The organism is Sorangium sp. So ce321, assembly GCF_051530195.1.
Lineage (GTDB): Bacteria > Myxococcota_A > Polyangia > Polyangiales > Polyangiaceae > Sorangium.
The window spans coordinates 11,972,828-11,995,415 of sequence record NZ_CP150329.1; the positions used below are offsets into that span (position 1 = coordinate 11,972,828).

At 73.4% G+C, this 22,588-nt stretch carries 25 protein-coding genes; 10 read left to right on the forward strand and 15 right to left on the reverse strand.

Annotated features, from left to right (window positions below):
• The first annotated feature begins 13 nt into the window (after positions 1 to 13).
• From hscB to WME89_RS44415, 3 genes are read left to right on the forward strand one after another with little or no spacing between them, the layout of a single operon-like run.
• The gene (gene hscB, locus WME89_RS44405; RefSeq protein WP_438005616.1) at positions 14 to 550 is read left to right on the forward strand and encodes a Fe-S protein assembly co-chaperone HscB; all 537 of its coding nucleotides are present in this window, start codon (positions 14 to 16) and stop codon (positions 548 to 550) included.
• Complete coding sequence (gene hscA / locus WME89_RS44410; protein WP_438005617.1) at positions 547 to 2,553, forward strand: Fe-S protein assembly chaperone HscA; 2,007 nt, start codon at positions 547 to 549, stop codon at positions 2,551 to 2,553. The genes hscB and hscA overlap by 4 nt, the downstream gene beginning before the upstream one ends.
• Positions 2,553 to 2,909, forward strand: coding sequence for a 2Fe-2S iron-sulfur cluster-binding protein (locus tag WME89_RS44415; RefSeq protein ID WP_438005618.1), 357 nt, complete (start codon positions 2,553 to 2,555; stop codon positions 2,907 to 2,909). The genes hscA and WME89_RS44415 overlap by 1 nt, the downstream gene beginning before the upstream one ends.
• Before the next feature lie 55 nt (positions 2,910 to 2,964).
• Here WME89_RS44415 and WME89_RS44420 read toward each other — a convergent pair whose 3' ends face one another.
• Positions 2,965 to 3,240 (reverse strand): hypothetical protein, encoded by a 276-nt coding sequence (locus WME89_RS44420; protein ID WP_438005619.1) that lies wholly within the window; start codon positions 3,238 to 3,240, stop codon positions 2,965 to 2,967.
• Positions 3,241 to 3,441: 201 nt separating this feature from the next.
• Here WME89_RS44420 and WME89_RS44425 point away from each other — a divergent pair, with 201 nt between their 5' ends.
• Positions 3,442 to 4,005, forward strand: a complete 564-nt coding sequence (locus WME89_RS44425; protein WP_436620544.1) for a DUF4142 domain-containing protein — start codon at positions 3,442 to 3,444, stop codon at positions 4,003 to 4,005.
• Between the two features lie 69 nt (positions 4,006 to 4,074).
• On the opposite strand, the gene WME89_RS44430 is transcribed toward WME89_RS44425, so the two are convergent.
• The 4 genes from WME89_RS44430 to ychF form a co-directional block, all read right to left on the reverse strand.
• On the reverse strand, positions 4,075 to 4,701 hold the full coding sequence (locus tag WME89_RS44430; RefSeq protein WP_438005620.1) for a hypothetical protein: 627 nt from the start codon (positions 4,699 to 4,701) through the stop codon (positions 4,075 to 4,077).
• Entirely contained in the window at positions 4,683 to 5,336 is a 654-nt protein-coding gene (locus WME89_RS44435; RefSeq protein WP_438005621.1) for a hypothetical protein, read from the reverse strand. The genes WME89_RS44430 and WME89_RS44435 overlap by 19 nt, the downstream gene beginning before the upstream one ends.
• A 121-nt stretch (positions 5,337 to 5,457) precedes the next feature.
• Entirely contained in the window at positions 5,458 to 6,063 is a 606-nt protein-coding gene (locus WME89_RS44440; protein WP_438005622.1) for a hypothetical protein, read from the reverse strand.
• A gap of 147 nt (positions 6,064 to 6,210) precedes the next feature.
• Entirely contained in the window at positions 6,211 to 7,302 is a 1,092-nt protein-coding gene (gene ychF / locus WME89_RS44445; protein WP_438005623.1) for a redox-regulated ATPase YchF, read from the reverse strand.
• Positions 7,303 to 7,665: 363 nt separating this feature from the next.
• Here ychF and WME89_RS44450 point away from each other — a divergent pair, with 363 nt between their 5' ends.
• Together WME89_RS44450 and WME89_RS44455 are read left to right on the forward strand one after the other, a co-directional pair.
• Positions 7,666 to 8,682: a zinc-binding alcohol dehydrogenase family protein gene (locus WME89_RS44450; RefSeq protein WP_438005624.1), complete on the forward strand. Its 1,017-nt coding sequence runs from the start codon at positions 7,666 to 7,668 to the stop codon at positions 8,680 to 8,682.
• Positions 8,683 to 8,876: 194 nt separating this feature from the next.
• Positions 8,877 to 9,269 carry a DUF6665 family protein gene (locus WME89_RS44455; RefSeq protein ID WP_438005625.1) on the forward strand — a complete coding sequence of 131 codons (393 nt, stop codon included), beginning with the start codon at positions 8,877 to 8,879 and terminating at the stop codon, positions 9,267 to 9,269.
• Between the two features lie 10 nt (positions 9,270 to 9,279).
• Here WME89_RS44455 and WME89_RS44460 read toward each other — a convergent pair whose 3' ends face one another.
• From WME89_RS44460 to trxA, 8 genes are all read right to left on the reverse strand, one after another.
• Complete coding sequence (locus WME89_RS44460; RefSeq protein WP_438005626.1) at positions 9,280 to 10,401, reverse strand: DegT/DnrJ/EryC1/StrS family aminotransferase; 1,122 nt, start codon at positions 10,399 to 10,401, stop codon at positions 9,280 to 9,282.
• Complete coding sequence (locus WME89_RS44465; RefSeq protein ID WP_438005627.1) at positions 10,398 to 11,072, reverse strand: acyltransferase; 675 nt, start codon at positions 11,070 to 11,072, stop codon at positions 10,398 to 10,400. The genes WME89_RS44460 and WME89_RS44465 overlap by 4 nt, the downstream gene beginning before the upstream one ends.
• Positions 11,069 to 12,706, reverse strand: coding sequence for a hypothetical protein (locus tag WME89_RS44470; protein WP_438005628.1), 1,638 nt, complete (start codon positions 12,704 to 12,706; stop codon positions 11,069 to 11,071). Before WME89_RS44470 ends, WME89_RS44465 begins: the two co-directional genes overlap by 4 nt.
• Positions 12,707 to 12,712: 6 nt before the next feature.
• The gene (gene secG / locus WME89_RS44475) at positions 12,713 to 12,985 is read right to left on the reverse strand and encodes a preprotein translocase subunit SecG (RefSeq protein ID WP_433929726.1); all 273 of its coding nucleotides are present in this window, start codon (positions 12,983 to 12,985) and stop codon (positions 12,713 to 12,715) included.
• A gap of 97 nt (positions 12,986 to 13,082) precedes the next feature.
• Positions 13,083 to 13,913 carry a triose-phosphate isomerase gene (gene tpiA, locus WME89_RS44480; protein WP_437830205.1) on the reverse strand — a complete coding sequence of 277 codons (831 nt, stop codon included), beginning with the start codon at positions 13,911 to 13,913 and terminating at the stop codon, positions 13,083 to 13,085.
• Entirely contained in the window at positions 13,910 to 15,145 is a 1,236-nt protein-coding gene (locus WME89_RS44485) for a phosphoglycerate kinase (protein ID WP_438005629.1), read from the reverse strand. The genes tpiA and WME89_RS44485 overlap by 4 nt, the downstream gene beginning before the upstream one ends.
• Positions 15,146 to 15,149: 4 nt before the next feature.
• Positions 15,150 to 16,175 carry a type I glyceraldehyde-3-phosphate dehydrogenase gene (gene gap / locus WME89_RS44490; RefSeq protein WP_438005630.1) on the reverse strand — a complete coding sequence of 342 codons (1,026 nt, stop codon included), beginning with the start codon at positions 16,173 to 16,175 and terminating at the stop codon, positions 15,150 to 15,152.
• Positions 16,176 to 16,410: 235 nt separating this feature from the next.
• Positions 16,411 to 16,734, reverse strand: coding sequence for a thioredoxin (gene trxA / locus WME89_RS44495; RefSeq protein ID WP_438005631.1), 324 nt, complete (start codon positions 16,732 to 16,734; stop codon positions 16,411 to 16,413).
• Between the two features lie 231 nt (positions 16,735 to 16,965).
• On the opposite strand from trxA, the gene WME89_RS44500 reads away from it, so the two are divergent.
• Together WME89_RS44500 and WME89_RS44505 are read left to right on the forward strand one after the other, a co-directional pair.
• Positions 16,966 to 17,556, forward strand: coding sequence for a hypothetical protein (locus tag WME89_RS44500; RefSeq protein WP_438005632.1), 591 nt, complete (start codon positions 16,966 to 16,968; stop codon positions 17,554 to 17,556).
• An 87-nt stretch (positions 17,557 to 17,643) separates the two neighbouring features.
• Entirely contained in the window at positions 17,644 to 18,366 is a 723-nt protein-coding gene (locus WME89_RS44505; RefSeq protein ID WP_438005633.1) for a polyprenol monophosphomannose synthase, read from the forward strand.
• 52 nt (positions 18,367 to 18,418) lie between these two features.
• Here WME89_RS44505 and WME89_RS44510 read toward each other — a convergent pair whose 3' ends face one another.
• Positions 18,419 to 19,804 (reverse strand): serine/threonine protein kinase, encoded by a 1,386-nt coding sequence (locus WME89_RS44510; RefSeq protein ID WP_438005634.1) that lies wholly within the window; start codon positions 19,802 to 19,804, stop codon positions 18,419 to 18,421.
• Between the two features lie 139 nt (positions 19,805 to 19,943).
• Here WME89_RS44510 and WME89_RS44515 point away from each other — a divergent pair, with 139 nt between their 5' ends.
• Positions 19,944 to 20,846 carry an SPFH domain-containing protein gene (locus tag WME89_RS44515; RefSeq protein ID WP_438005635.1) on the forward strand — a complete coding sequence of 301 codons (903 nt, stop codon included), beginning with the start codon at positions 19,944 to 19,946 and terminating at the stop codon, positions 20,844 to 20,846.
• Positions 20,843 to 21,832 carry a hypothetical protein gene (locus tag WME89_RS44520; protein ID WP_438005636.1) on the forward strand — a complete coding sequence of 330 codons (990 nt, stop codon included), beginning with the start codon at positions 20,843 to 20,845 and terminating at the stop codon, positions 21,830 to 21,832. The genes WME89_RS44515 and WME89_RS44520 overlap by 4 nt, the downstream gene beginning before the upstream one ends.
• A 75-nt stretch (positions 21,833 to 21,907) precedes the next feature.
• Here the strand turns inward: WME89_RS44520 and WME89_RS44525 are convergent, their stop codons facing one another.
• On the reverse strand, positions 21,908 to 22,564 hold the full coding sequence (locus WME89_RS44525) for an alpha-ketoglutarate-dependent dioxygenase AlkB family protein (protein WP_438005637.1): 657 nt from the start codon (positions 22,562 to 22,564) through the stop codon (positions 21,908 to 21,910).
• Positions 22,565 to 22,588: the final 24 nt, after the last annotated feature.

Genomic DNA, 22,588 nt, shown 5'->3' on the forward strand with positions numbered 1-22,588 from the left:
TCCCGAGCACGTCATGACCGATCCCTTCGATACCCTGGGCGTCGAGCCCCGGTTTGACCTCGACCTGCGCGCGCTGGAGCAGCGCCACCGCGACCTCTCGCGCGCGCTCCACCCGGACCGCTACGCCGGGGCGCCCGCGGCCGAGCGGCGGCTCGCGCTCGGCCGCGCGATCGAGGCGAACGACGCCCTGCGCGTCCTCAGGGACCCGATCCGCCGGGCCGAGGCGCTGCTCCGGCGCGCGGGGCTCGCGCAGGGCGAGGAGGGCGGGCAGAAGGCCTCCCCTGCCCTGCTCATGGAGATGATGGAGTCGCGCGAGGAGCTCTCCGACGCCGCGAAGCGGAGCGACGGCGCGCGGATCACGCGCCTCGGCGAGGCGATGCGGGCGCGCGAGCAGGCGAGCCTCGCCGCGATTCAGGCCGCCTTCGCCGCCGCGGCGGGGGACCCGGGGCAGCTGAAGGGCGTGCTCGCCACGCTGAGCGAGCTCCGCTACATCCGGCGCTTCCTCGATGAGGTGAGCGCGATCGAAGAAGAACTCACGGACCAGAAATGACCCTCCTCGAGATTTTCGACCCCAAGGCCAGGCCCAGCCCGATCGGCATCGATCTCGGGACGACGAACTCGCTCGTCGCCCGCGTGCGCGACGGCCGCCCCGTGGTCATCGACGACTGCAACGGGGAGCGCCTCGTGCCGTCGGTGGTTCACTACGACGAGCGCGGCAACGCCGTCGTGGGCCAGAGCGCGCGGCGGCTCGCGCAGAGCAGCCCGCGCGAGACGATCGTCAGCGTGAAGCGCTTCATGGGCCGCGGCGCGAGCGACCCGGAGACGCGGCGGCTCGGGCCGTACGAGTTCGTGGAGCCGAAGGGCCCCGAGGACGCGAAGAGCGTGCGCTTCAAGGTGCGGGACCGCGTCGTGACGCCCGTCGAGGTGTCGGCGGAGATCTTGAAGGAGCTCCGCACCTCGGCCGAGCGAGAGCTCCGGTCGGTGGGCGGCGCGGTGATCACGGTGCCCGCCTACTTCGACGACGCCCAGCGGCAGGCGACGAAGGACGCCGGCCGGCTTGCCGGGCTGGAGGTGCTGCGCCTGCTCAACGAGCCGACGGCCGCGGCGCTCGCGTACGGGCTCGACAAGCAGCAGAACGGCCTGTTCGTCGTCTACGACCTCGGCGGCGGGACGTTCGACATCACCGTCCTGCTGCTCGACAACGGGGTGTTCCAGGTGAAGTCGACCGGGGGCGACAGCGCGCTCGGCGGCGACGACATGGACCGGGCGCTCGCGGAGCGGCTGCTCGACGAGATGCGCGCGACCCGGCGCACGCCCGAGGTGGTGCGGCTCGCGCTCGACACCGCCCGCAGCATCAAGCACGCGCTGACCGACGCGGAGCAGGTCGAGATCGAGCTGCCGGTGCAGGCGGGCGGCGAGGCGGACGGGCCCGCGGGCGGCCCGGCGTCGAGGCTCGTCACCGTCACGCGCGCCGAGCTCAACGCGCTCATCGCGCCGCTCCTGGAGCGCACGGGCGTGGCCTGCCGCCGCGCCCTGCGCGACGCCGGCGTGGAGGCCCGGGAGCTCGACGGCGTGATCCTCGTGGGGGGCGCGACGCGCGTGCCCTACGTGCGGGAGTACGTGGCGAAGCTCTTCGGCAAGGAGCCGCTCAAGGACATCGATCCGGAGGAGGTCGTCGCGCTGGGCGCGGCCATCCAGGCCGACATCCTGGCCGGCTCGATGGACCGCGCGGACGAGGTGCTGCTGCTCGACGTGCTGCCGCTGTCGCTCGGCATCGAGACGATGGGCGGCGTCGCCGAGAAGATCTTGCCGCGGAACACGACGATCCCGGCGGGGGCGCGGCAGGTCTTCACGACCTACGCGGACAACCAGACCGGGTTCGACCTGCACATCGTGCAGGGCGAGCGGGAGCTCGCGGCCGACTGCCGGTCGCTCGCGCGCTTCGTGCTGAAGGGGATCCCGCCGATGCCCGCGGGCATGGCGCGGCTCGAGGTGACGTTCCGCGTCGATGCGGACGGCCTGCTCGGCGTGACCGCGCGCGAGCTGACGACCGGGGTCGAGCAGAAGGTCGAGGTCAAGCCGAGCTACGGGCTGACCGACGAGGAGGTGGAGAGCATGCTCCTCGCGGCGCTGGACCACGGCGAGGAGGACCTCGTCAGGCGGCGGCTCGTCGAGGCGCGCGTCGAGGGCGAGCGCGTGGCGATGGCGACGCGCAAGGCGCTCTCCGCGGACGCCGACCTGCTCGGGCCGGGCGAGCGCGAGGGGGTCGAGGGCGCGCTGAGCGCGCTCGACGCGGCGATCCGCGGGGACAAGCCGGGGCTGATCCAGGCGCGCACGGAGGCGCTCGACGAGGCGACGCGCGCGTGGGCGGGGCGGCGGATGGACCGCGCCGTGGCCAGGGCGATCGCGGGCAAGCAGGTCGAGGACGTCGAGGCGACGGTGGCGGCGGCGAGGGGCGTGGACGCGCACCTGGCCGAGCACGCAGGGAACGCGCCGGCCGAGGCGGGCGGCGCGAGCGCGGCGTCGACCGGCGCCGAAGCGAGGAGGAGCTGATGGCCAAGGTACGCTTTCTGGCGCACGGCCGCGCGTGGGAGACCGAGGTGCCGGTGGGCTCGACCGTCCTCCAGGCCTCGAAGGCCGTGGGCGCCCCGGAGGGTGACGCGTGCGGCGGCGTGTGCGCGTGCTCCACCTGCCACATCTACGTGACCAAGGGGCGCGAGCTCCTCGGCGAGGCCGAGGAGGACGAGGAGGACATCCTCGACAAGGCGTTCGACGTGCGGTCGGTGAGCCGCCTCGGCTGTCAGGCGAAGATCCTGAGAGACGGCGAGATCGAGGCGGAGATCTCCCGGGAGAGCCTCGACGCGTTCTACAACGAGCACCCGAACGTGAAGGACCCGCGCAAGGGCTGAGCCGCGCGCGCGACCCAGCTCCAGGCCGGCGGTCGGCCCTCGCTGCCGGCCTGGGCTAGGACGGCGGTCGCGCCTTCGCCGCTGGCGCCTTCGGCTCGCGCGGCGGGGGCGGCGGGTTGCGGAGCTTGTCGAGCTCGGTGCGCGCCTCGGTGGTGATGCGGCGCGCGATGTGGGCGAACGCCGAGGCGGCCTCCCTGGCGGGCGGCGTCGAGAAGATCGCGACGGCGTGCTGTGCGGCGGTCTTCCTGCCTACAGGGACGAGGAAGAAGGTCAGGGCGGCGAGGAGGAACACGACGCCGTTGACGAGGCGCTTGAAGAAGTCGCCGACCACAGAAGGCCAAGGCTAGACGGCGCGCGCGCGGGGGGCCCACTTCTCGGCAGCCGGGCGGCCCCACGCGCATCCGCCCCTTGCCGTGGCGCCCGGGGCTCACGACAAAAACGCACGGAACCTCGTCGGTCGACGCCGAGCAGCGGAGCCCGGGCGGGCCGGGCCCTGCGAGGCGTCGCGACGAGGAAGAGAGGGGGAGCTGCGATGTTCAAACCTGGTTCACTCATCGCCATGATGCTGGCAGCCGGCCTGTCGACCGCGGCGCTGCCGGCGACGAGCGGGGCACAAGGCGCAGCGGGGCAGCAAGGCCAGGCAGGCCAGCCCTCGCTGAGCAAGTCCGATCGCGAGTTCGTCGAGAAGGCCGCGCTCGGAGGGCTCCTGGAGGTGCGGCTCGGGCAGCTCGCGCAGCAGCGGGCCTCGAGCCCGGACGTGAAGAGCTTCGGGCAGCGCATGATCGACGACCACGGGGCCGTCAACAAGCGGCTCGCGGAGCTCGCTCAGCGCAAGGGCGTGCTCGTGCCGCAGGAGCTCGACCAGAAGCACCGCGAGAAGGTCGACAAGCTGTCCAAGAAGACGGGGGCCGAGTTCGACCGGGCCTACATGAGCGACATGGTCGACGACCACGAGGACGACGTCGAGGAGTTCGAGGAGGCCGCGAAGGAGGTGAAGGACGCGGATCTGAAGGGCTTCGCCGCCGCGACGCTCCCGAAGCTCCGGGAGCACCTCGCGCTGGCGAGGCAGATCAACGGCAAGGTGAAGGGGAAGTAGCGGCGCGAGGGCGTCTGCCGCGTGCCGCGCGTCGCGGTGCGCGCGGCCAGCAGCCGGCCGCTGACGGGCTCAGGCGACCACGCGCACGGCGCGCTCGGGCGCCTGCGCGGGCGGCGGGGTCGTTTTCGACCTCGCCGCGCCGCGGACCGGCGCGAGCCTGCCCCGGAGCTTCTGGTAAGCGGCCACGTCGACCGGCTCGCCCCGGACCCAGGCGCGGATGAACGGCACCACCGCGGGCTCCCAGGACGTCGAGAGGCGCAGGGCGAGGAACTCGCCGTAGAGGGCGGTGAAGAGCGTCTCGAGCTCCTCGATGAGGTACATGCGCTCGTAGAACTGCTCGTCCGCGGCGTCCTTGACGACGCTCGGGATCTTGACGCCCGAGAGCGCGAACGCGTCGGCGTTGAACAGGAAGGCGTACTCGAGCTCCCCGCGGGTGACGCGGACGCGCGCCTGCGAGGGGAGCTTGCCCTGGCGCAGCGCCTCGTGGGCCTCGGGGGCGCTGCTCGGCGCCGCGCCCTTGAGCCGGCTCTGCTCCTTCTCCTGGACGAGCGTGATCTGCCCCTCGAGCCAGAGCTCGCAGACGCCGAGGGCGTCGAGGGAGAAGCGGCCCTCGAAGAGCTCGCTCTCGAACCAGAGCCAGACCAGGAATTCACGGCCGACGAAGCGGCGCTGCTCGATCAGCTCGGCGAGACCCACAGGGCACCTCCAGCGGTGGATTCTGCGTGAAAGACAGTGGGCTTGAGGAGCTCGAAGGCGGTCTGCTGCTCGGCCGTCAGGCCGAGCTCGCGGGCAGCCGTGTAGGGGCTCTCGGGCACCAGATCGAGCTCGAACGTCTGCTCGAAGAGCTCGGCGAGCCCCTCGTGCGCGCGCGGCGACTGGTTCCAGAACCGCACGACGCCGGCCTCGAGGTTCCAGGAGAGGTCGACGACCTTCATCACCGGCATGAGCTGCGCGCGGAGCTTCCTCGACACGACGGTGCGGAGCTCCTCCTTCTCGCGCCGCCCGAGCTTCTCGCGCCCGCGCTTCGCGAGGTGCTCGCGCTCCGCCTCGGCGAAGTGCGCCTTGAAGAGCGCCGAGGGCACCTGCCAGCGATCGGTCCTGAGGCCGAGGTTCAGGTACGAGTTGAAGAAGAGCTTGCCGTGATCGAGCTCGCAATCGAGCGGGTTCTCGATGGAACACCACCCGGCGCGCTGCTCCGCGTCCTCCTCGACGGTGAGCGGCCGGAACGCCCGGAGCTGGATGCGCTCGACGAACCTGTCCCGGAACCCGTCCGGGAGGTCGCCGCGCACGTAGAACTTCGAGAATGAGATGGATCCTTTGAGTGCGCCCAAATGATCGTCCTTTCGTCTCGTGAGGGCACGGAGGTAGCCGAGCGGATCCGGGGGGTCAAAAAACCGGACGGGGCTCCTCGTCGCGGCCGCGGCGGGGGGGTCGCGGCCGCCGCCGGCGCCGTCAGAGCGGCTGCGCGAGCGGCGGGCGCAGCCAGCGGCCCGAGAGCGGACCCGTGAGGTAGTAGCGATAGCGGAGGAAATACGGCTGGTCGTCGGGCCCGCAGAACACGACGGTGGACCGCAGGAATCGACCGAAGGCGTCGCTGTCGGGCGTACCGGAGAGCCTGTGGCCGATGGCTGGCGCGGGTGTCGCGGGGAAGCCGGGGAATCGGCGCGGCGCGCCTTCCGAGAACCCGCGCGGCAACGCGCACGGCGCGGGCGAGGCGTGGCCTGGGGTCGAGGCCGCGCCGCCGGGACGGGGAGCGCCGGCCTCCTGGGGCTCAACCTCGGTCGGCTCCTCGGGCTCAACCTCAGTCGGCTCCTCGGGCTCAACCTGGGTCGGCTCCTCAGGCTCAACCTCGGTCGGCTCCTCGGGCTCAACCTCGGTCGGCTCCTCAGGCTCAACCTCGGTCGGCTCCTCAGGCTCAACCTCGGTCGGCTCCTCGGGCTCAACCTCGGTCGGCTCCTCGGGCTCAACCTCGGTCGGCGCGGCGTCGCAGCCCGGCGCGCCCAGCGCCGAGGAGAGAAGAACCAGCACAGACAACCCGCCGCAGATCGCCCTGGGCACCACCCAGCCTCCGTCCGCAAGGCAGCGGGACGCTCCGGCGGTCACGGCCGGCGCGCCGAGCTTGCCAGGGTGTCTAAGAGGAGCAACGGCGGTGCCGCCGCGCCTGCGCCACCGGGGTGCAGCGCGCGCTCTCGAGCGGCGGACAGCTCAGACGTTGAAGAGGAAGTGCGTGACGTCGCCGTCCTGGAAGACGTAGGTCTTGCCCTCGACGCGCAGCTTGCCGGCGGCGCGGATGGCCGCCTCGGTCCGGTGCTCGACGAGATCGTCGACCTGGTAAACCTCTGCCCGGATGAAGCCCTTCTCGAAATCGCTGTGGATGACCCCGGCGGCCTGCGGCGCCGTGCACCCGATCGGGATCGTCCAGGCGCGGATCTCCTTGGGGCCCGCCGTGTAATAGCTCTGGAGCCCGAGGAGCCGGTAGGCCTCTCGCGCGAGCGTCGCGAGCGCCGGCTCCTTCATGCCGAGGCTCTCGAGCATCTCCTGCCGCTCGTCGGGCGCGAGCTCGTTCAGCTCCGACTCGAGCTTGCTGCAGACCGGCACGACGCCGCTGCCTTCGGAGGCCGCGCGCTCCCGCACCTTCGCCGCGAGTGGGCCCGTACCGGAGACGTCGGCCTCGTCGACGTTCGCCACGTAGAGGACCTTCTTCGCCGTGATCAGGCCGAACGTCTTCACGACCTTCCGCTGCTCCTCGTCGAAGGAGAGCCCGCGGACAGGCTTGCCGGCCTGGAGCGCCTCGAGACACCGCTCCATGAGCGCGATCTTCGGGAGGAGCTCCTTGTCGCCCTTCGCCTGCTTCCGCGTGCGCTCCAGCATTCCCTCGAGCGAGCCGAGATCGGCCAGCATGAGCTCCGTCTCGATCGTGTCGATGTCGCGGAGCGGGTCGACGCCGCCGTCGACGTGCACGACGTCGGCGACCGTGAAGCAGCGGACCACGTGGAGGATCGCGTCCACCTCGCGGATGTGGCTCAGGAATTTGTTCCCGAGGCCCTCGCCCGTGCTCGCGCCGCGCACGAGCCCGGCGATGTCGACCACCCGCACCATGGCGGGGATGATCTTCTCGGTCTTGATGTACTTCGCGAGCGTGGTGAGCCGGTCGTCAGGGACAGGGACGGCGCCGACGTTCGGCTCGATGGTGCAGAACGGGTAGTTCTGCGCCTCGGCCTTGGCGGCCGTCAGCGCGTTGAACAGGGTGCTCTTGCCCACGTTGGGCAGTCCGACGATGCCGACCTCGACGCTCATGGCGCGCACGTCTAGCACAGGCAGGGTCGCGCGGCCCGACCCCCTGGCAGCGCATCCTCGAGAGATCTCCGGCGGTCGCGACGGCGTGATCGCCATGCTCCGAGACGCGGTCGCGCCGCCCGCCGACGCGCCCGAGCCGACGGCGGCGCGGCAGCCGGTCTGAGCGGCGGTCGATGGGACCCGATCCGTGGGCGCGACCAGGAGCCCCCCAGGAGCCTCGGCGCCTGCGCGGCGTCAGCCCGGTCGATTGATGAACTCAGTTCACAGATCCTCGTCCACGAGCCCGGATTGTGTACCGCAGCGTCCGGGTGCACCTCTCCATGCGCAACGGGACCTCCTGCCGGTCCCGGAGAGGAGAACGCCATGCGCGCCGTCGGATTCCACCGTTACCTGCCCATCGATCACCCCGAGAGCCTGCTCGACCTCGAGCTCCCGGAGCCGACGCCCGGACCGCACGACCTGCGCGTGCGGGTGCGCGCGGTGGCCGTGAACCCGGTCGACGTGAAGGTCCGGGCGCCGAAGTCCCAGGTCGAGAACCCGCCGCGCGTCCTCGGCTGGGACGCCGCCGGCGTCGTCGAGGCGGTCGGCGCCGAGGTCAGCGCCTTCCGGCCAGGCGACCAGGTCTACTACGCCGGGAGCATCGCGCGGTCGGGCAGCAACGCCGAGGTGCACCTCGTCGACGAGCGCATCGCGGCGCGGATGCCGCAGTCGCTCGGGTTCGCCGACGCGGCGGCGTTGCCCCTCACCGCGCTGACGGCGTGGGAAGGGCTCTTCGAGCGCCTCGGCGTCGATCGCGACGGGCGCGACGCCGGGCGCACGGTGCTCGTCATCGGCGGCGCCGGCGGCGTGGGCTCGATGGTGGTGCAGCTCGCCAAGGTTGCCGGGCTGCGCGTCGTGGCCACCGCGTCGCGCAAGGAGAGCCAGGCGTGGGCCCGCGCGCTCGGCGCGGACCTCGTCGTCGATCACCGCGCGCCGCTCCGCCCGCAGCTCGAGGCCGCGGGGCTGCGGCACGTGGAGCTGATCTTCAACACGCAGAGCACCGACGCGTGGTGGGACACGATGGTGGACGTCGTGGCGCCGCTCGGGCGCATCGTGGGGATCGTCGAGACCAAGGGGCCGATCGACCTCGGGAAGCTCATGTCGAAGAGCGTGAGCTTCGCGTGGGAGCTGATGTTCACGCGGTCCCTCCACGGGACCCCGGACATGGCCATGCAGCAGGAGATCCTCACGCGCGTGGCGGCGTGGGTGGACGAGGGGCGGCTCCGCACGACGCGTGGCCAGCACCTCGGCCAGATCAACGCGGCGAACCTGCGCGCCGCGCACGCGCACATCGAGTCCGGGCAGGCGATCGGAAAGCTGGTGCTGGAGGGGTGGGGCTGACCGCGAGGGCCGCCGCGCTGGCCGCAAGGGCCGCCGACCCGTCCGCGAGTGCCGACGGTCGAAGCAGGCAGGCCCGGCTGAGCCCGGGTGACCCGCGCGGCCATGTGGCTGCGGCCCGCGTGACCCGCGCGGCCTCGCGGCTGCGCGCACGGCCGAGGCGGTGCGTTCGAGCAGCGCTGCTACGCTCCAGCGACATGGCCGAGCCCACGTGGAAGAAGCTCGTCGACCAGCTGAAAAACGAAGGGCACAGGAGCCCTTACCTCGATCGCCTCCGGCAGCGCCTGCCCGCCTCGGGCCCCTCGGACATCGCCGGCGAGATCCTCCGGGAGATGGCCTCGGCGCTCGGGAGGTCCGAGGACAAGGTCAACGTCGCGCTGCTGGAGCTCGAGCTGCAAGGCAGGGCGCTCGACGCGCTCGCCCAGGGCGCGGCCCCGGGGGAGCGGGCGGCGAGGGTCGCGGCCTTCAACCGGCAGCGCGAGGCGGCCGCCCAGGCGCTCTGGGAGCTGCGCGTGCACCGGGAGGCGCTCGGGTTCCGGCGGAACGAGGACCTGGCCGAGCTGTATCCGATCCCGCCGAAGCGCGCGTAGCCGCCGCCCGTCACCCGAAGAACGCGCGGATGCCGGTCGCCACACGGTCGATCTCCTCGCCCGTGAGCTCGGGGAAGATCGGGAGCGCGAGCGTCTCGCGCGCGGCGGCCTCCGCGACCGGGAGAGCGCCGGCGGGCGGGCCGAGCGGCGCGAAGCAGGGCTGGAGGTGGAGCGGCACCGGGTAATAGACCTCGGTGCCAACGCCCCGCTCGGCGAGGAAGCTCCGCAGCGGATCGCGCAGGGACGCGTCGTCCAGGCGGATGACGTACTGGTTGAACGTGTGCCCGGCGGCACCGGCGTCAGGCAACGAGATGGGCAGGCCCGCCCCGCCGAGGAGCGCCGCGTACCGCGCGGCATGCCCGCGGCGCCGCTCGAGGAGCGCGCCGACGTGCGGGAGCTTGCGCCGGAGGAGCGCCGCCTGGAGCGCGTCGAGCCGGAAGTTGCCGCCGACCAGTGTGTGCTGATGCTTCTTGCGAGCCCCCTGGGCGCGCAGCGCCCGGACGCGCTCGGCCAGGTCGTCGCGATCCGTTGTCACGAGCCCGCCGTCGCCGAAGCCGCCGAGGTTCTTGGTCGGGAAGAACGAGAAGCACCCCAGCAGCCCGAGCGCGCCCGCGCGGCGTCCGGCGCGCTCGGCGCCGAAGGCCTGGGCCGCGTCCTCGATGATCGGCAGGCCACGGCTGCCCGCGACGGCGAGGAGCTCGTCCATCGGGGCGCAGTCGCCGAAGAGGTGGACCGCGACGACCGCCCGCGTGCGCGCGGTCAGGGCGCGCGCCAGGGAGGCGGGATCCAGGTTGAGCGAGCCGGGGAGCACGTCCGCGAAGACGGGCCGCGCGCCGGTGCGATGGATGGCGCCCGCGGTCGCGAAGAACGTGTACGCGGGGCACACGACCTCGTCGCCCGCGCCGACGCCGAGCGCCATCAGCGCGACGAGCAACGCGTCGGTGCCGGACGAGACGCCCACGGCGTGCCGCACGCCGAGGTACGCGGCGCACGCCGATTCGAAGGCGTCGACCTCCGGGCCGAGGATGTAGTGGCCGCTGCGCACGACCGACTGGAACACGGCGGTGAGCTCGTCCTGCATGGCGAGATCGCCGCGGGCGCGGTCGAAGAAGGGAACGGGCGGCGGCGTCATTCCTCGGTGTCCTCTGGCGCGGCGAGTTCGCGGTAGCGACGCGCGGCCGCGGCGCGGGGCGCAGGGAGCGGCGCGTCCTCGTCGAGGTCGAGGCAGCGGACAGTGTCGCCGCGGCGCTCGTAGAGGTAGCCGCTCTCGGGGCAGCGCATCAGGCCGTCGGGCGCGGCGACGAGCTTGTGGCCGTGACGGCTCATCCAGCCGGTACGCCGGGCCGGCACGCCGGTGACGAGCGCGTAATCGGGGACGTCGCGGGTGACCACGGCGCCGGCGCCGATGAAGGCGTGGCGGCCGATCGTGACGCCGCAGACGACGGTGGCGTTGGCGCCCACCGTGGCGCCGCGGCGGATGCGCGTCGCGTCGAGGAAGGCGCGGCGGTCGACCTGGGCGCGCGGGTTGATGACGTTGGTGAGGACCGCGGACGGGCCGAGGAACACGTCGTCCTCGACGAGGGTGCCGTCATAGACCGACACGTTGTTCTGGATCCGGACGCCATCGCCGATGACGGCGCTGCCCGCGACGAAGACGTTCTGCCCGAGGACGCAGGCGCGGCCGATGCGCGCGCCCGCCGAGACATGGCAGAAGTGCCATACCTTCGTCCCGTCGCCGATGTCGCAGGGCTCGTCGATGCACGCGGACGGGTGCGCGAAGAACCGCCTCCCGGGCTGGCTCATGGCGTCGCCTCCGCCGCGCCCGAGGCGCTGCCCGCCGGCGCGGCCCAGAGCCCCCAGGCGCCGCGCGTCGCGAGCGGCGGGCCGGCGAGGTCGATCACGGACGGCCTGACGCGCCCGAGGAGGTACGCCGCGCCGACGTCGGCGGCGCGGCGGGCGAGCGACGCAGGGTCGTCGAAGCTCGAGGGGACCGGGGGGTCGCGCGGGTCGATCGAGCGGTCCGGGTGCGCGCTCCCGGGGCGGCCCAGGGCGGCGAGCGTCGCGAGGTGGCCGTAGTCGACGACCTCGACGAGCAGGGGCGCGGAGGGCGGCGTGAGCTCCGCGGCGGCGCGGCCGATGGCGACCTCGTCGGTGCGCGGGTTGAAGTGCTCGCGGCGCAGGTGGGGCCGGAAGAAGACGCCGAGGAAGAGCACCACCAGCAGCGCGCCGCCGAGCGCCCGCCGCGCCCCCGGGGAAGCGCCGCGGAAGGCACGCGCGGAGAGATCCCCCACGGCGAGCGCGAGCAGGAGCAGGGCGAGGAGGGTCGCGCGCTCGGGGTGGTGCGTGGGGGCGCCGTCACGCACGAGGGCGAGCGAGAGCGCCGCGATCTGGAGGGCCGCGACCGCGCCGGGGAGCGCGTACGGGCGAGCGGCGCGGAGGAGCGGCGGGAACGGGCGGGCCGGCCTCATGGCCTGGCGCGCGGCGCCGCGGCGCGCGCGCCAGGCGATGAGGGCGAGGGCAACGGGGCTCAGGAAGAGCTCCGGCTCCTCGCGGACCATCGCGGCGGGGTACGCGAAGAGCCGCAGCAGGGTGCCGTCGCCGCCGCCGGGGCTGACCGCGTTGCGGTAGGAGGCGACGCGGGCCAGGAAGTGCAGCGCGTCGCCGTGGGCGACGCGGTTCCACACGACCCACGCCACGGGACCGGCGAGGGCGACGACCGCCGCGAGCGAGAGCTTCGCCTGCGCGGCGCGGCCCTGGCCGAGGCGCGCGGCGGCGAGCAGCGCCATCGCCGCGAAGACGACGGCGACGGGCCAGGGCTCGTACCGGGAGAGCGTCGCGATGACGAGCGCGAGCGCGCCGAGGAGGGCGCGCCCGGCCGGCGGCGCGGGCCCGGCCGGCGGCGTGACGAGCGACGCGACGGCGAACAGCGAGAGGGCCGCGGTCGGCAGCTCGGGGACCGTCGCCACGCCGAGGCAGGCGCTCCAGGGAAAGGCGCCGGCGAGCAGCGCGCCGGCGAGCGCGGCGCGGCGGTCGCCCGTGATCCAGCGGGCGGAGACGTGGACGAGCGCCGCCGACGCGAGGCCGAGCGCGAAGGCGACGGCGCGGGCGACCTCGAGGGTCGGCGCGAAGACGCGCCCCAAAACGCAGAAGAGCGCGCCGTTGAGCCAGAAAGGGACCGGCAGCCAGCTCGTCCCGGTCGGGTCGAGCCGGGGCGCGTGGGCCCACGCCTGCGCGAGGACCACGCGCGCGAAGTCGTCATCGCTCACCGCCCGGAAGCCGAGCGCGAGGACCAGCGCGGAGACAGCCGCCTTGGCGAGGACGACGAGGGCAAGGTCGCGCGCGAAGGGGGCGGCGGAGGCCGTTGCCCCTCCCTCAGGCGACCCCGCACCGCGCGCCCCGCCCGCCTCCCTCCCCGGCGCGGGAGCGGGCCGTAGCACGCGGGCCTACTTCTCCTGGGATCGCTCGAACTCGCGCAGCTCGCGATCGCCCGCCGACGAGAGGTAGGCGAGCGACACGCTCGTGGCCATGAAGACGGCGGCGCAGATGGCCGTGAGGCGGGTCATGAAGTTGCCCGCGCCACGGCCGCCGAACACCTGCGCCGTGGCGCCGCCCATGGCCGAGCCCATCCCGCCCCCGCGCCCCTGCTGGAGGAGCACGACGAGGATCAAGAACAGGCAGACGAACACGTGCACGATGTTGAGGAGCGTGTGAAGCATCGGCGTCTTTCTGCTGGGAGATTCTGGCCTGCGCGGGGGGGCAACCCGGGTGAGGGCAGGCCGGCGCTCCCGCGGTGAGGCGAGAGCGGCCCGCGATCTACCCCTGTTCCGCGCGCTCCGCCAGTCGGTGCGCGGCCTCGACGATCTTGGCGAAGCCGGCGGCGTCGAGCGAGGCCCCGCCGACGAGCGCGCCGTCGATGTCGTCCTGGGCGAGCAGCGCCTCGGCGTTGTCGGCCTTGACGCTGCCGCCGTAGAGGACGCGCGTGACGGAAGCGAGGTCCTCCGACGCCTTCGCGAGCAGCCCGCGGATGAACGCGTGGACCTCCTGGGCGTCCTCGGCGCGCGCGACCTTGCCCGTCCCGATCGCCCAGACCGGCTCGTAGGCGATGACGCCGAAGCCGGGCTGCTTCGCGAGCTCGTCGAGGAAGGCGCGGACCTGGCGCTCGACAACGGCGAGCGTCTCGCCCGCCTCGCGCTGCTCGAGCGTCTCGCCGACGCAGACGATGGGGCGCAGCTCGGCGGCGATCGCCGAGGCGACCTTCCGGGCGACGGACTCGTCGGTCTCGGCGAACAGCTGCCGCCGCTCGCTGTGGCCGAGGATGACCCAGGTCGCGCCCGCGTCCTTGAGCATGCCCGAGGCGATCTCGCCGGTGAACGCCCCGGAGACCTCGGCGCTCATGTTCTGCGCGGCGATGCCGACCTCGCTCTTCGCCTCCGCGAGCTCGTGGGCCACGGCGGCGATCGCGGTGAACGGCGGGGCGACCACCACCTCGGCCCGGGTGAGCTCGCGGGTCGCCTTGGCGACGGCCGCCGCCAGCGGGCAGGCGTCCTGCCCCCCGGCGTTCATCTTCCAGTTGCCGGCGATGAGCGGACGCCGCGGGGCGGCGCCCGTGTCGCCGGGCGTCCCCCCATCGTTGACGGGCTTCACTCGCTCACCTCGACCGACCGGAGGGCCTCGACGCCCGGCAGCTTCTTGCCCTCGATGAGCTCGAGCGAAGCGCCGCCGCCGGTCGAGATGTGGTTGAAGCCCTGGGCGATCTGCTCGCCGGCCACCTTGACCGCCGCCGCGCTGTCGCCGCCGCCGACCACCGTGAAGCCGGACGCGCTGCTCATGATGCGCGCGACGTCGAACGTGCCCCTGGAGAAGGCCGGCGTCTCGAAGAGGCCCATGGGGCCGTTCCAGAACACCGTCTTGGCCTTCTCGATCGCGTTGCCGAAGAGCTCGACCGAGCGGCGCCCGATGTCGAGCGCCATCGTGCCCTCGGGGATGGAGTCGACCGACGCGGGCTCGCCCTCCGTCGCGTCGATGCCGGAGGCGACGACCACGTCGACGGGCAAGAGGAGCTGGATGCCGCGATCGCGCGCCTTGCTCATGATCGTGCGCGCGAGCGGGAGCTTGTCCTCCTCGATCCGGCTCTTCTGCACGTTCTTGCCCTGCGCGGCGAGGAAGGTGTTCGCCATCGCGCCGCCGATGCACAGGGTGTCGACCACGTTGAGGAGCGCCTCGACGACGTCGATCTTGTCGGAGACCTTGGCGCCGCCGAGGACGGCGACGTACGGCTTCTCCGGGCGATCGATGAGCCGGCTCAGGGCCTTGAGCTCCTTCAGCAGGAGGAGGCCGGCGGCGCGCTCGCGCACGAGGCGCGGCAGCGCGTGCACCGACGCGTGAGCGCGGTGCACGGCGCCGAAGGCGTCGTCGACGTAGACGTCGCAGAGCTCGGCGAGCTGGCGCGCGAAGCCCTCGTCGTCCTTCTCCTCCTCCGGGTGGAAGCGGAGGTTCTCGAGGAGGCAGATCTGGCCCGCCCGGAGGTCGTAGATGACCTTCTTGGGCGAGTCGCCGATACAGTCGTCCGGCAGGTGGACCTCGTAGCCCGTGAGCTCACTGAGCCGCCCCCCGCACGGCTCCAGCGAGAGCCCCTCGGTCTTGCCCGGCTTCGGGCGGCCGAGGTGCGACGCGAGGATCACCTTCGCGCCCGCCTCCACGGCGAGCTTGATCGTCGGGATCGCCTCGCGGATGCGCGAGTCGTCCGTGATCTTGCCCGTCTTCTTGTCGAGCGGGACGTTGAAGTCGACGCGGATGAAGACGCGCTTGCCGCTGAGGCCGGCGGCGTCGCCGGCCGCGGCGAGGTCCTCGATGGAGCGGATTCCGGTGAGCTTCACGGCGCTACACGCCCTTCTTCGCCACGAGCTGCGCGAGGTCGATCATGCGGTTCGAGAAGCCCCACTCGTTGTCGTACCACGAGAAGATCTTCGCGAAGCGGTCGCCGAGGACCGACGTCATGGTGGCGTCGAACGTGCTGGACGCGGGCGAGCCGATGAAGTCGCCCGAGACGAGCTCCCGCTCGGTGTAGTTGAGGATGTCCTTCATCGGACCCTGGTCGGCGGCCTGCTTCATCGCGGCGTGGATGCTCTCCTTCGTGATCGGCTTCTCGGTCTCGAGGGTGAGGTCCACGAGCGAGACGTCGACCGTGGGGACGCGGATCGCGAGGCCGTCGAACTTGCCCTTGAGCGACGGGATGACCTCGGAGAGCGCCTTCGCGGCGCCGGTGCTCGAGGGGATCATGTTGACCGCGGCGGCGCGGGCGCGGCGCAGGTCGCCCTTGCGGTGCGGGATGTCGAGCAGGTGCTGGTCGTTCGTGTACGAGTGGACCGTCGTCATCAGGCCGCGGACGATGCCGAAGTTGTCCAGCATCACCTTGGCGATGGGGGCGAGGCAGTTCGTCGTGCAGGAGCCGCACGAGATCACCGTGTGCTTCTGCGCGTCGTAGAGCTCGTCGTTCACGCCCATGACGACCGTGAGGTCGTGGCCCTTGGCCGGCGCGCTGATGATCACGCGCTTGGCGCCCGCGTTGATGTGGCCGGCGGCCTTCGCCTTGTCCGTGAAGAGGCCCGTGCACTCGAGGACGATGTCGACGCCGAGGCTCTTCCACGGGAGCTCGGCCGGGTCCTTCAGCGCGAGGACCTCGATCTTCTGGTCGCCGATGCTGATGTGCTTGTCGCCGGAGCCGACCTTCGCCGCCTTGAACTCGCGGTGGATCGAGTCGTACTGGAAGAGGTGGGCGAGGGTCTTCGGATCCGTCAGGTCGTTGATGGCGACCAGCTCGATATCCTTCACGCCGCGCTCGACGAGCGCGCGGACAATGCAGCGTCCGATGCGTCCAAAACCGTTAATTGCGATCTTCGTCGCCATCACGAACTCCTGGGAAAGTGGCCGGTCGCGATACGTAGTCACCTCGCGCGCGACGGTCAAGCAAAGCTCTCCGCGCACGCAAGACGAGCGTTCTCGGGGAGCCGCACTGGCGGCGCCGCGACCGGCTGGCCGAAGGAGGTGTGGGGTGGGGAGCGCTCGGAGGGAAGAGGGCTCGGTGGGCGTTCGCGCGCGCTCGCGCTCCGTCGCGCGGCCTCGGTGCGAGGCGGCGCTCGGCTCAGAGGCCGAGGAGCTTGACGAGCGTTTCGCGGCTCGCGAGGCCGACCTGTACCCCCTTCTTCTCGCCGCGCTCGAACACCATCACCGTCGGAACGCTCCGCACCCCGTACTTGCGGGTGGTATCCGGAGCGTTGTCGATGTCGAGCTTGGCGACCTTCACCCTGCCCTGGAAATCGTCCGCGATCTTGTCGACGATCGGGGCGAGCGCCCTGCAGGGCCCGCACCAGGTGGCCGTGAAATCCACGAGGACGGGGACGGAGGATTGCAGGACCTCGGACTCGAAATTCTGGTCGGTGAGGGTGTGAACGTTCTGGCTCGCCATGTCTGTCTCCGTCGGTGCCGCGCTGTTCAGGTTCGGGGTAGCGCTCGTGTGCCGGGCGCTACCCCACGAGTGACCGAGGCTGCTCCAGCCGGTCGGCCCGATGCAGAGCGAACGCCCTGTCGGGAAGGGAAAGTAACTGGCGCGCACGCCTCCGGCAACCGCAAGGAGCCGGGTGCGCGCCCCGCGGTGCCTTCCGCCCGCGCGCTCGTTTTGGTAGATCGCTCGGCCCGGATGTCGTCGGACGAGATCACCCCGAAGCACCTGCGGCGCCTGCGGGCCCGCGGCGCTCCCGCGACGGCGACCGGCGGCCACGACGTCGAGGAGACCTGGCGGCAGACGGTCCGAGGGCTCGTGGTGCCGGTCGGGTGCGCCTTGACGCTCGCCGCGCTGCGCGCCGCCTGCGCCCGGCTGACCGAGGTGGCCGAGCGGCAGCAGCTGGCGCTCGTCGAGGAGCCGCTGTTCGGCCTGAGGGGCGACCCCGGCGAGGCTCCGCCGGACCGGTGGGACTACGAGGCGGTGCTCCCGGTCCGCGGCGCGGCCAGGCCGGAGGGCGACGTGACGGTCGCGCGCGTCGAGGGCGGGCTGCACCTCGCCGCGATCACGCCGCGCGGCCTCGACGATCTGAAGAGCCTGTATGGCCACCTGCTCGGCAAGGTCCTCCCCTCCAGGAAGCAGCGGCTGGCGCGGCCGTACATCCTCCACCGGGTGCACGGCCTCACCGGCCGCCAGGGGCGCGAGCCCGACGAGGCGGTCGCGGTCTATGTGCCGGCGGTGCTCTCGATGAAGCCGGTGCCGGTGCCGGCCGACGAAGCGGAGGGCTGAGCGCAGAGCCCGCGGGCGCGGCGCGCGACGCCGCACGATGCGCGCGACCGCGCGTCCCCGCGTCTGCCCGCGCCGAGCCGAGCCAGCATGGCCCCCCGAACCCTCGTCATCACGCCGACGTACAACGAGCGGGACAACCTCGCCGAGTTCGTGAGCTCCGTCCTCGCGGCGGTCCCGGACGCGCACGTGCTCGTCGTCGACGACGCGTCGCCGGACGGGACCGGCGCCCTCGGCGACGAGCTCGCCGCGCGCGACGGGCGCGTCCGCGTGCTCCACCGCCCGGCCAAGCTCGGGCTCGGCACGGCTTACCTGGAGGGCTTCCAGCGCGCGCTCGACGGCGGCTACGACGTCGCGCTCGAGATGGACGCGGACCTCTCGCACGACCCGGGATACCTGCCCGCCTTCCTCGACGCGATCGCGCGGGGCGCCGACGTGGTCCTCGGCTCGCGCAACATGCCTGGGGGCGGCGTGGAGGGCTGGGGCCTGGGGCGGCACGTGCTCTCGAAGGGCGGCTCGCTCTACGCGCGGACGATCCTCGGCGTCGGCGTCCGCGACCTGACGACCGGCTACAAGGCGTTCACCCGGCGCGCGCTCCTCTCGCTCGACCTCGGCAGCGTGCGCTCGAACGGCTACGCCTTCCAGATCGAGACGACCTACCGGGCGCTCCGCAAAGGGCTCCGCGTGGTCGAGGTGCCGATCGTGTTCGTCGACCGCCGCGCAGGCCACTCGAAGATGAGCCGGAGGATCTTCGCCGAGGCGATCGTCGAGGTCTTCCGCCTGCGCATCGACGCCGAGCTCGGGCGCATCTGAGCGGCGCGCGACGTCCGCGCACCGCGCAGATGCGCCCAGGCGCGCGCGGCGCTCAGCGCTTCGCCGCGCGCGGCGGCCGCGACGCGGCGTCCGACCCGGCTTCCTCGTCGGCCTCGAGGTCGTCGAACTCGTCGTCGAGGTCGTCGTGGATGCGCGCTCGCCCGGCGGCCTCCTGCTCGTCGACGCGCACGCGCGCCGGCGCTCCGTGGCCGTGCTGGGCGGCGCCTTCCGGCGCGGGGCGCCCGCGGACGGCGCGGGTCGCGCGGAGCAGCGCGAGCTGGGCCGCGCGGCCGGCCCTGCGCACGTTCGGCGCGGCCTCTTCGCGCAGCACCCGGCCGAACACCAGCGACAGCAGCGTCAGCACCGTCGGAACGACCACGCCGAGCGCGAGGCCGACGGCGATCCGCGCGACGGTGAGGCCGAACAGCGCGCCCACCAGCGGCAGGCCGTCCAGGCCGCGCCAGGGCTCCCCGTGCCCCTCCTGCCTGCGCGCGCGCTTCTCCGCCTTGCGGGCACGCCGCTCCGCCCTGCGCGCGTCGCGGTACACCTTGCGCGCGTCGCGCTCCGCCTTGCGGGCGTCGCTGTACGCCTTGCGCGCGTCGCGCTCCGCGGCGGGGCCGGCGCGCGGCCGCTCGGGAGGCGCCCCGCGCGCGTCGAGCCCCGCGAGGAGCGGCGCGATGCGCGCGGCGCGGCGGTCCGGATCGGGCTCCAGCATCGCGGACAGGGCCTGGACGAGCCGCGTATCCGCGCGGCCGCCGAGGGCCGCGGGCACGTCGATCGCGAGCCCCCGGTGCGGCAGGTTCTCCGGCTCCTCGCCGGTCAGCAGGCAGAGCGCTGTCGCGCCGACCGCGTAGACGTCCGACGCGGGCAGCGCGCGGCCCTGGAACTGCTCCGGCGCCATGTACCCGAACGTGCCGACCACGGTGCTCCCGCCCTCGGGGCGCATGCGATCGCGGACCGCTCCGAAATCGACGATCGCGAAGGAGCCGTCCGGACGGCGGATCACGTTGTTCGGCTTGATGTCGCGGTGGATGACCGGCGGCGCGCGCCCGTGCAGGTAGTCGAGCACGCCCGAGGCGTCCCGCAGGAAGCGGAGGATCTCGTCCCGGCCGAGCACCGCGCGACGGCGACGCATCGCGCCCAGGCTCTCGCCGTCGATCTTATCCATCACGAGGAAGAGCGCTCCGTCCTCCTCGAAATGATCGAGGTAGGCAGGCAGGCTGGGGTGCGAGAGCGAGGCGAGCACCCGCGCCTCGCGCTCGGCGAGCTCCACGCCCTTCCAGCTCGCGGCGCCGCGGACCTGGAACCGCTTGATCGCGACGAGCTTGCCGAGCCGCTTGTCGACCGCCTCGAGCGTGTGCCCCTGAGCCCCTTCGCCCAGGGCGCGCGTGATCACGTAGCGCCCGTCGCGCAACGCCTGGCTCGGCTCGGCACCCATCGCCGACCGAGGGTACACCGCCCGAGCAGCGACACCAGCGCGAAGCCGCGGGGGCGCGGGCCTGTCCAGGCGCGCTCGTCCGGGCGCGCGCGGCTGGACGAGCGCGCCGTCGCAGGGCGCTCTGCTAGAGTCCCTCGCGATGTCCCTGGTCCTCGTCCTCGTCGCGGCGCTCGCGGTCACCTACGTCCTGTCGGGGCTGCGTCAGATCAACCAGTGGGAGGCCGCGCTGCGCTTCACGCTCGGCAAGCTGACCGGCCGCGTCACGCCCGGCGTGACGCTGTTCCTCCCTGGGCTGCAGGAGCTCCGGCGCATCGACACGCGGATGAAGAACCGCGATCTCCTCCAGCAGATGGTGATCACGCGCGACAACGTGACCACGATGGTCGATGCGGTCGTCTACTACCGCGTCGTCGACCCGGAGAAGGCCACGCTGGCCGTCGAGAACTACGAGACGGCGATGAAGGACCGCGCGAAGGTCGTGCTGCGCGACGTGGTGGGCGAGACGCGGCTCGACGAGCTGCTCGCGCACCGCGAGGAGGTCGCCGCCAAGGTGCGCGCGCAGGTCGAGGCGGTGGCGGCGGCGTGGGGGCTGCACGTGGAGATGATCGGGCTCCAGGACATCGCGCTGCCGCCGCAGATGCAGGAGGTGCTCGCGAAGGGGGCCATCGCCGAGCGCGACCGGCGCTACGTGGTCATCAAGAGCGAGGCCGACGTGGAGAGCGCGAAGAACTTCGCCGAGGCGGCGAGCATCCTCGCGCGCTCGCCAGGGGCGATGGAGCTCCGGCGCTTCGAGGCGCTGGCGAACCTGAGCCAGGGCAACACCAAGGTGATCTTCGACCTCGCGAAGCCGTACGACGACGTGCGGCACGCGGCGGTGGCGATGGCCGAGGCGGCCGTCACGGAGGCGAGGCCCGCGCGCGTCGTGGAGGGGCAGCGCGCGGTCGACGCCGAGGCGCAGCGCGAGGCCGAGGCCGCGCTCGAGGCGGACGCCGCGCTCGAGGAGCAGCGGACCGCGCGGCGCGGGCGCATGGGCGGGGCGTGATCCCGGCGCTGACCGCGCTGAAGGCGGCGGCCGCGGCGCTGCTCGAGGCGCGCGGCGATCGCGGGCTCGCCGCCCTGGTCGGCGGCGCCGAGCTCGCGCTGGCCGGGCCGCCCGAGCGGTGGACCCTGGGGTCGCGCGCGGTGAGCGCGTCGCGCCTCTCGCTGGCCGTGGACGCGCCGGCGTTCGCGGCGCTCACGGGGGACGCGTCCCGCCTCGCGGCGGTGAGGGAGGCGTTCGCGAGCGCGGTCCGCACGCCGGAGACCGAGCTCGCCGACCTGTCGCTGCTGCTGCGCCTGCCCGGCGTCGGGCGCGGGTGGAACCAGGTGTACCGGGAGGCCGCGCTGTCGGACGCGCCGGAGCGGCCGCACCCCGATGCGGTCCTGGGCGGCGCGGCGGCGCTGCTCGAGGCGTCGGGCGACGCGCCTGGCGCGGCGATGCTCCGCCGCGCCAGGCTCGAGGCAGCGCAGGTCCCGAGCGGCGGCGGGGTGGCGCTGGTCCGCTGCGTGGTGCGACTCGACCCGGCGGACCTCGCCGCGCTCGACCGCGACGGCGAGCGCGCGGAGCGGCTGCGGCGCGCCGTGCGCAGCGCCGGCACGCGCGCCGCCGAGGCGGTCGCGTCCGTGGAGCTCGCCGCGGCGCTCCACCCGCTCGGCTCGGCGCGCCACGCGGGCGGCGCGGGCGGCGCGGCACCGGGCCCGCTCGGCGCGGCCGTCGCCCCGGAGGCGCGGCTCGCGCGGGCGCTCGAGGCGCGCGGCGCCGTCGTGGTGCCCGTCTCGCGCGACGAGGGAGGTCCGGGCGGCGGGGGCGTGGAGCTCGCCGTCGTGGCGTCCGGAGAGCTCCTGCGCGTCCGGATCGCGGCCGCCCCCGGCCAGGGCGGCTGGAGAGCGGAGGAGATCCGCGCGATCACGGTCGCTGCCCACGACCTGGCGATGCCGGAGCGGGCCGGGGAGCTCGCCGCGCTGATCTGCGGGGGCGACCTCGTGTGACGAGCGACGCGCCGGCCTGCGCGCGCGGCGCGGCCCTCGGGAGCGCTGCGCGCGCAGTCCGGCGCGGTGCCCGCGCTACGCTCCCGCCCCGGCGCGCAGGCCGGGCCCGTGGATGCGCCGGAAGGTCAGGTTGATGCGGGGCCCCACGCCGCGCTGCTTCGGCACGCCGTGCCGGTGGTGGTGCTGGGTGGTCCCGCCCATCACGAGCAGGCTCCCGCCGCCGAGCTCCAGATCGATCGCGGGCGCGTCCTTCCACTTGCCGGCGGGCTTGAGGATGAAGCGGCGCGGCGCGCCGAGCGACACGGAGGCGATCACCGGGTTCGGCCCGAGCTCCTTCTCCGCGTCGGCGTGGAAGCCCATCGAGTCGGCGCCGCTGCGGTAATAGTTCAAGAGGACGCTGTTGAACGTGGGGCTCGGCGCGCGCGACGGCTCGACCCCGGGGAGCTCCGCGCACGCGGCCTCCACGCGCGCCCTGAGCTCGGCGAGCGGCGGCGACCAGGGCTCGGGCGCCAGCGTCAGCCCCGAGTAGGTGTAGACCGCGCCGGGGTCGCCGTACCACGCCGACAGCCGCGGCTGGAGGTGCTCGTTGCCGAAGAGCTTGATCTTGTCCTGCCGCCACGCGACCCCGTCCCGCAGCGCCTCGAACAGCGCGTCCGCCCCCTCGCGCGGGAGCCATGGATCGAGGAGCGCGAACCAGCCGCCCTCGACGAGGTGCTCGATTCGCTTGCGCACGAGGACCGACTAGCGCTCTCGCCG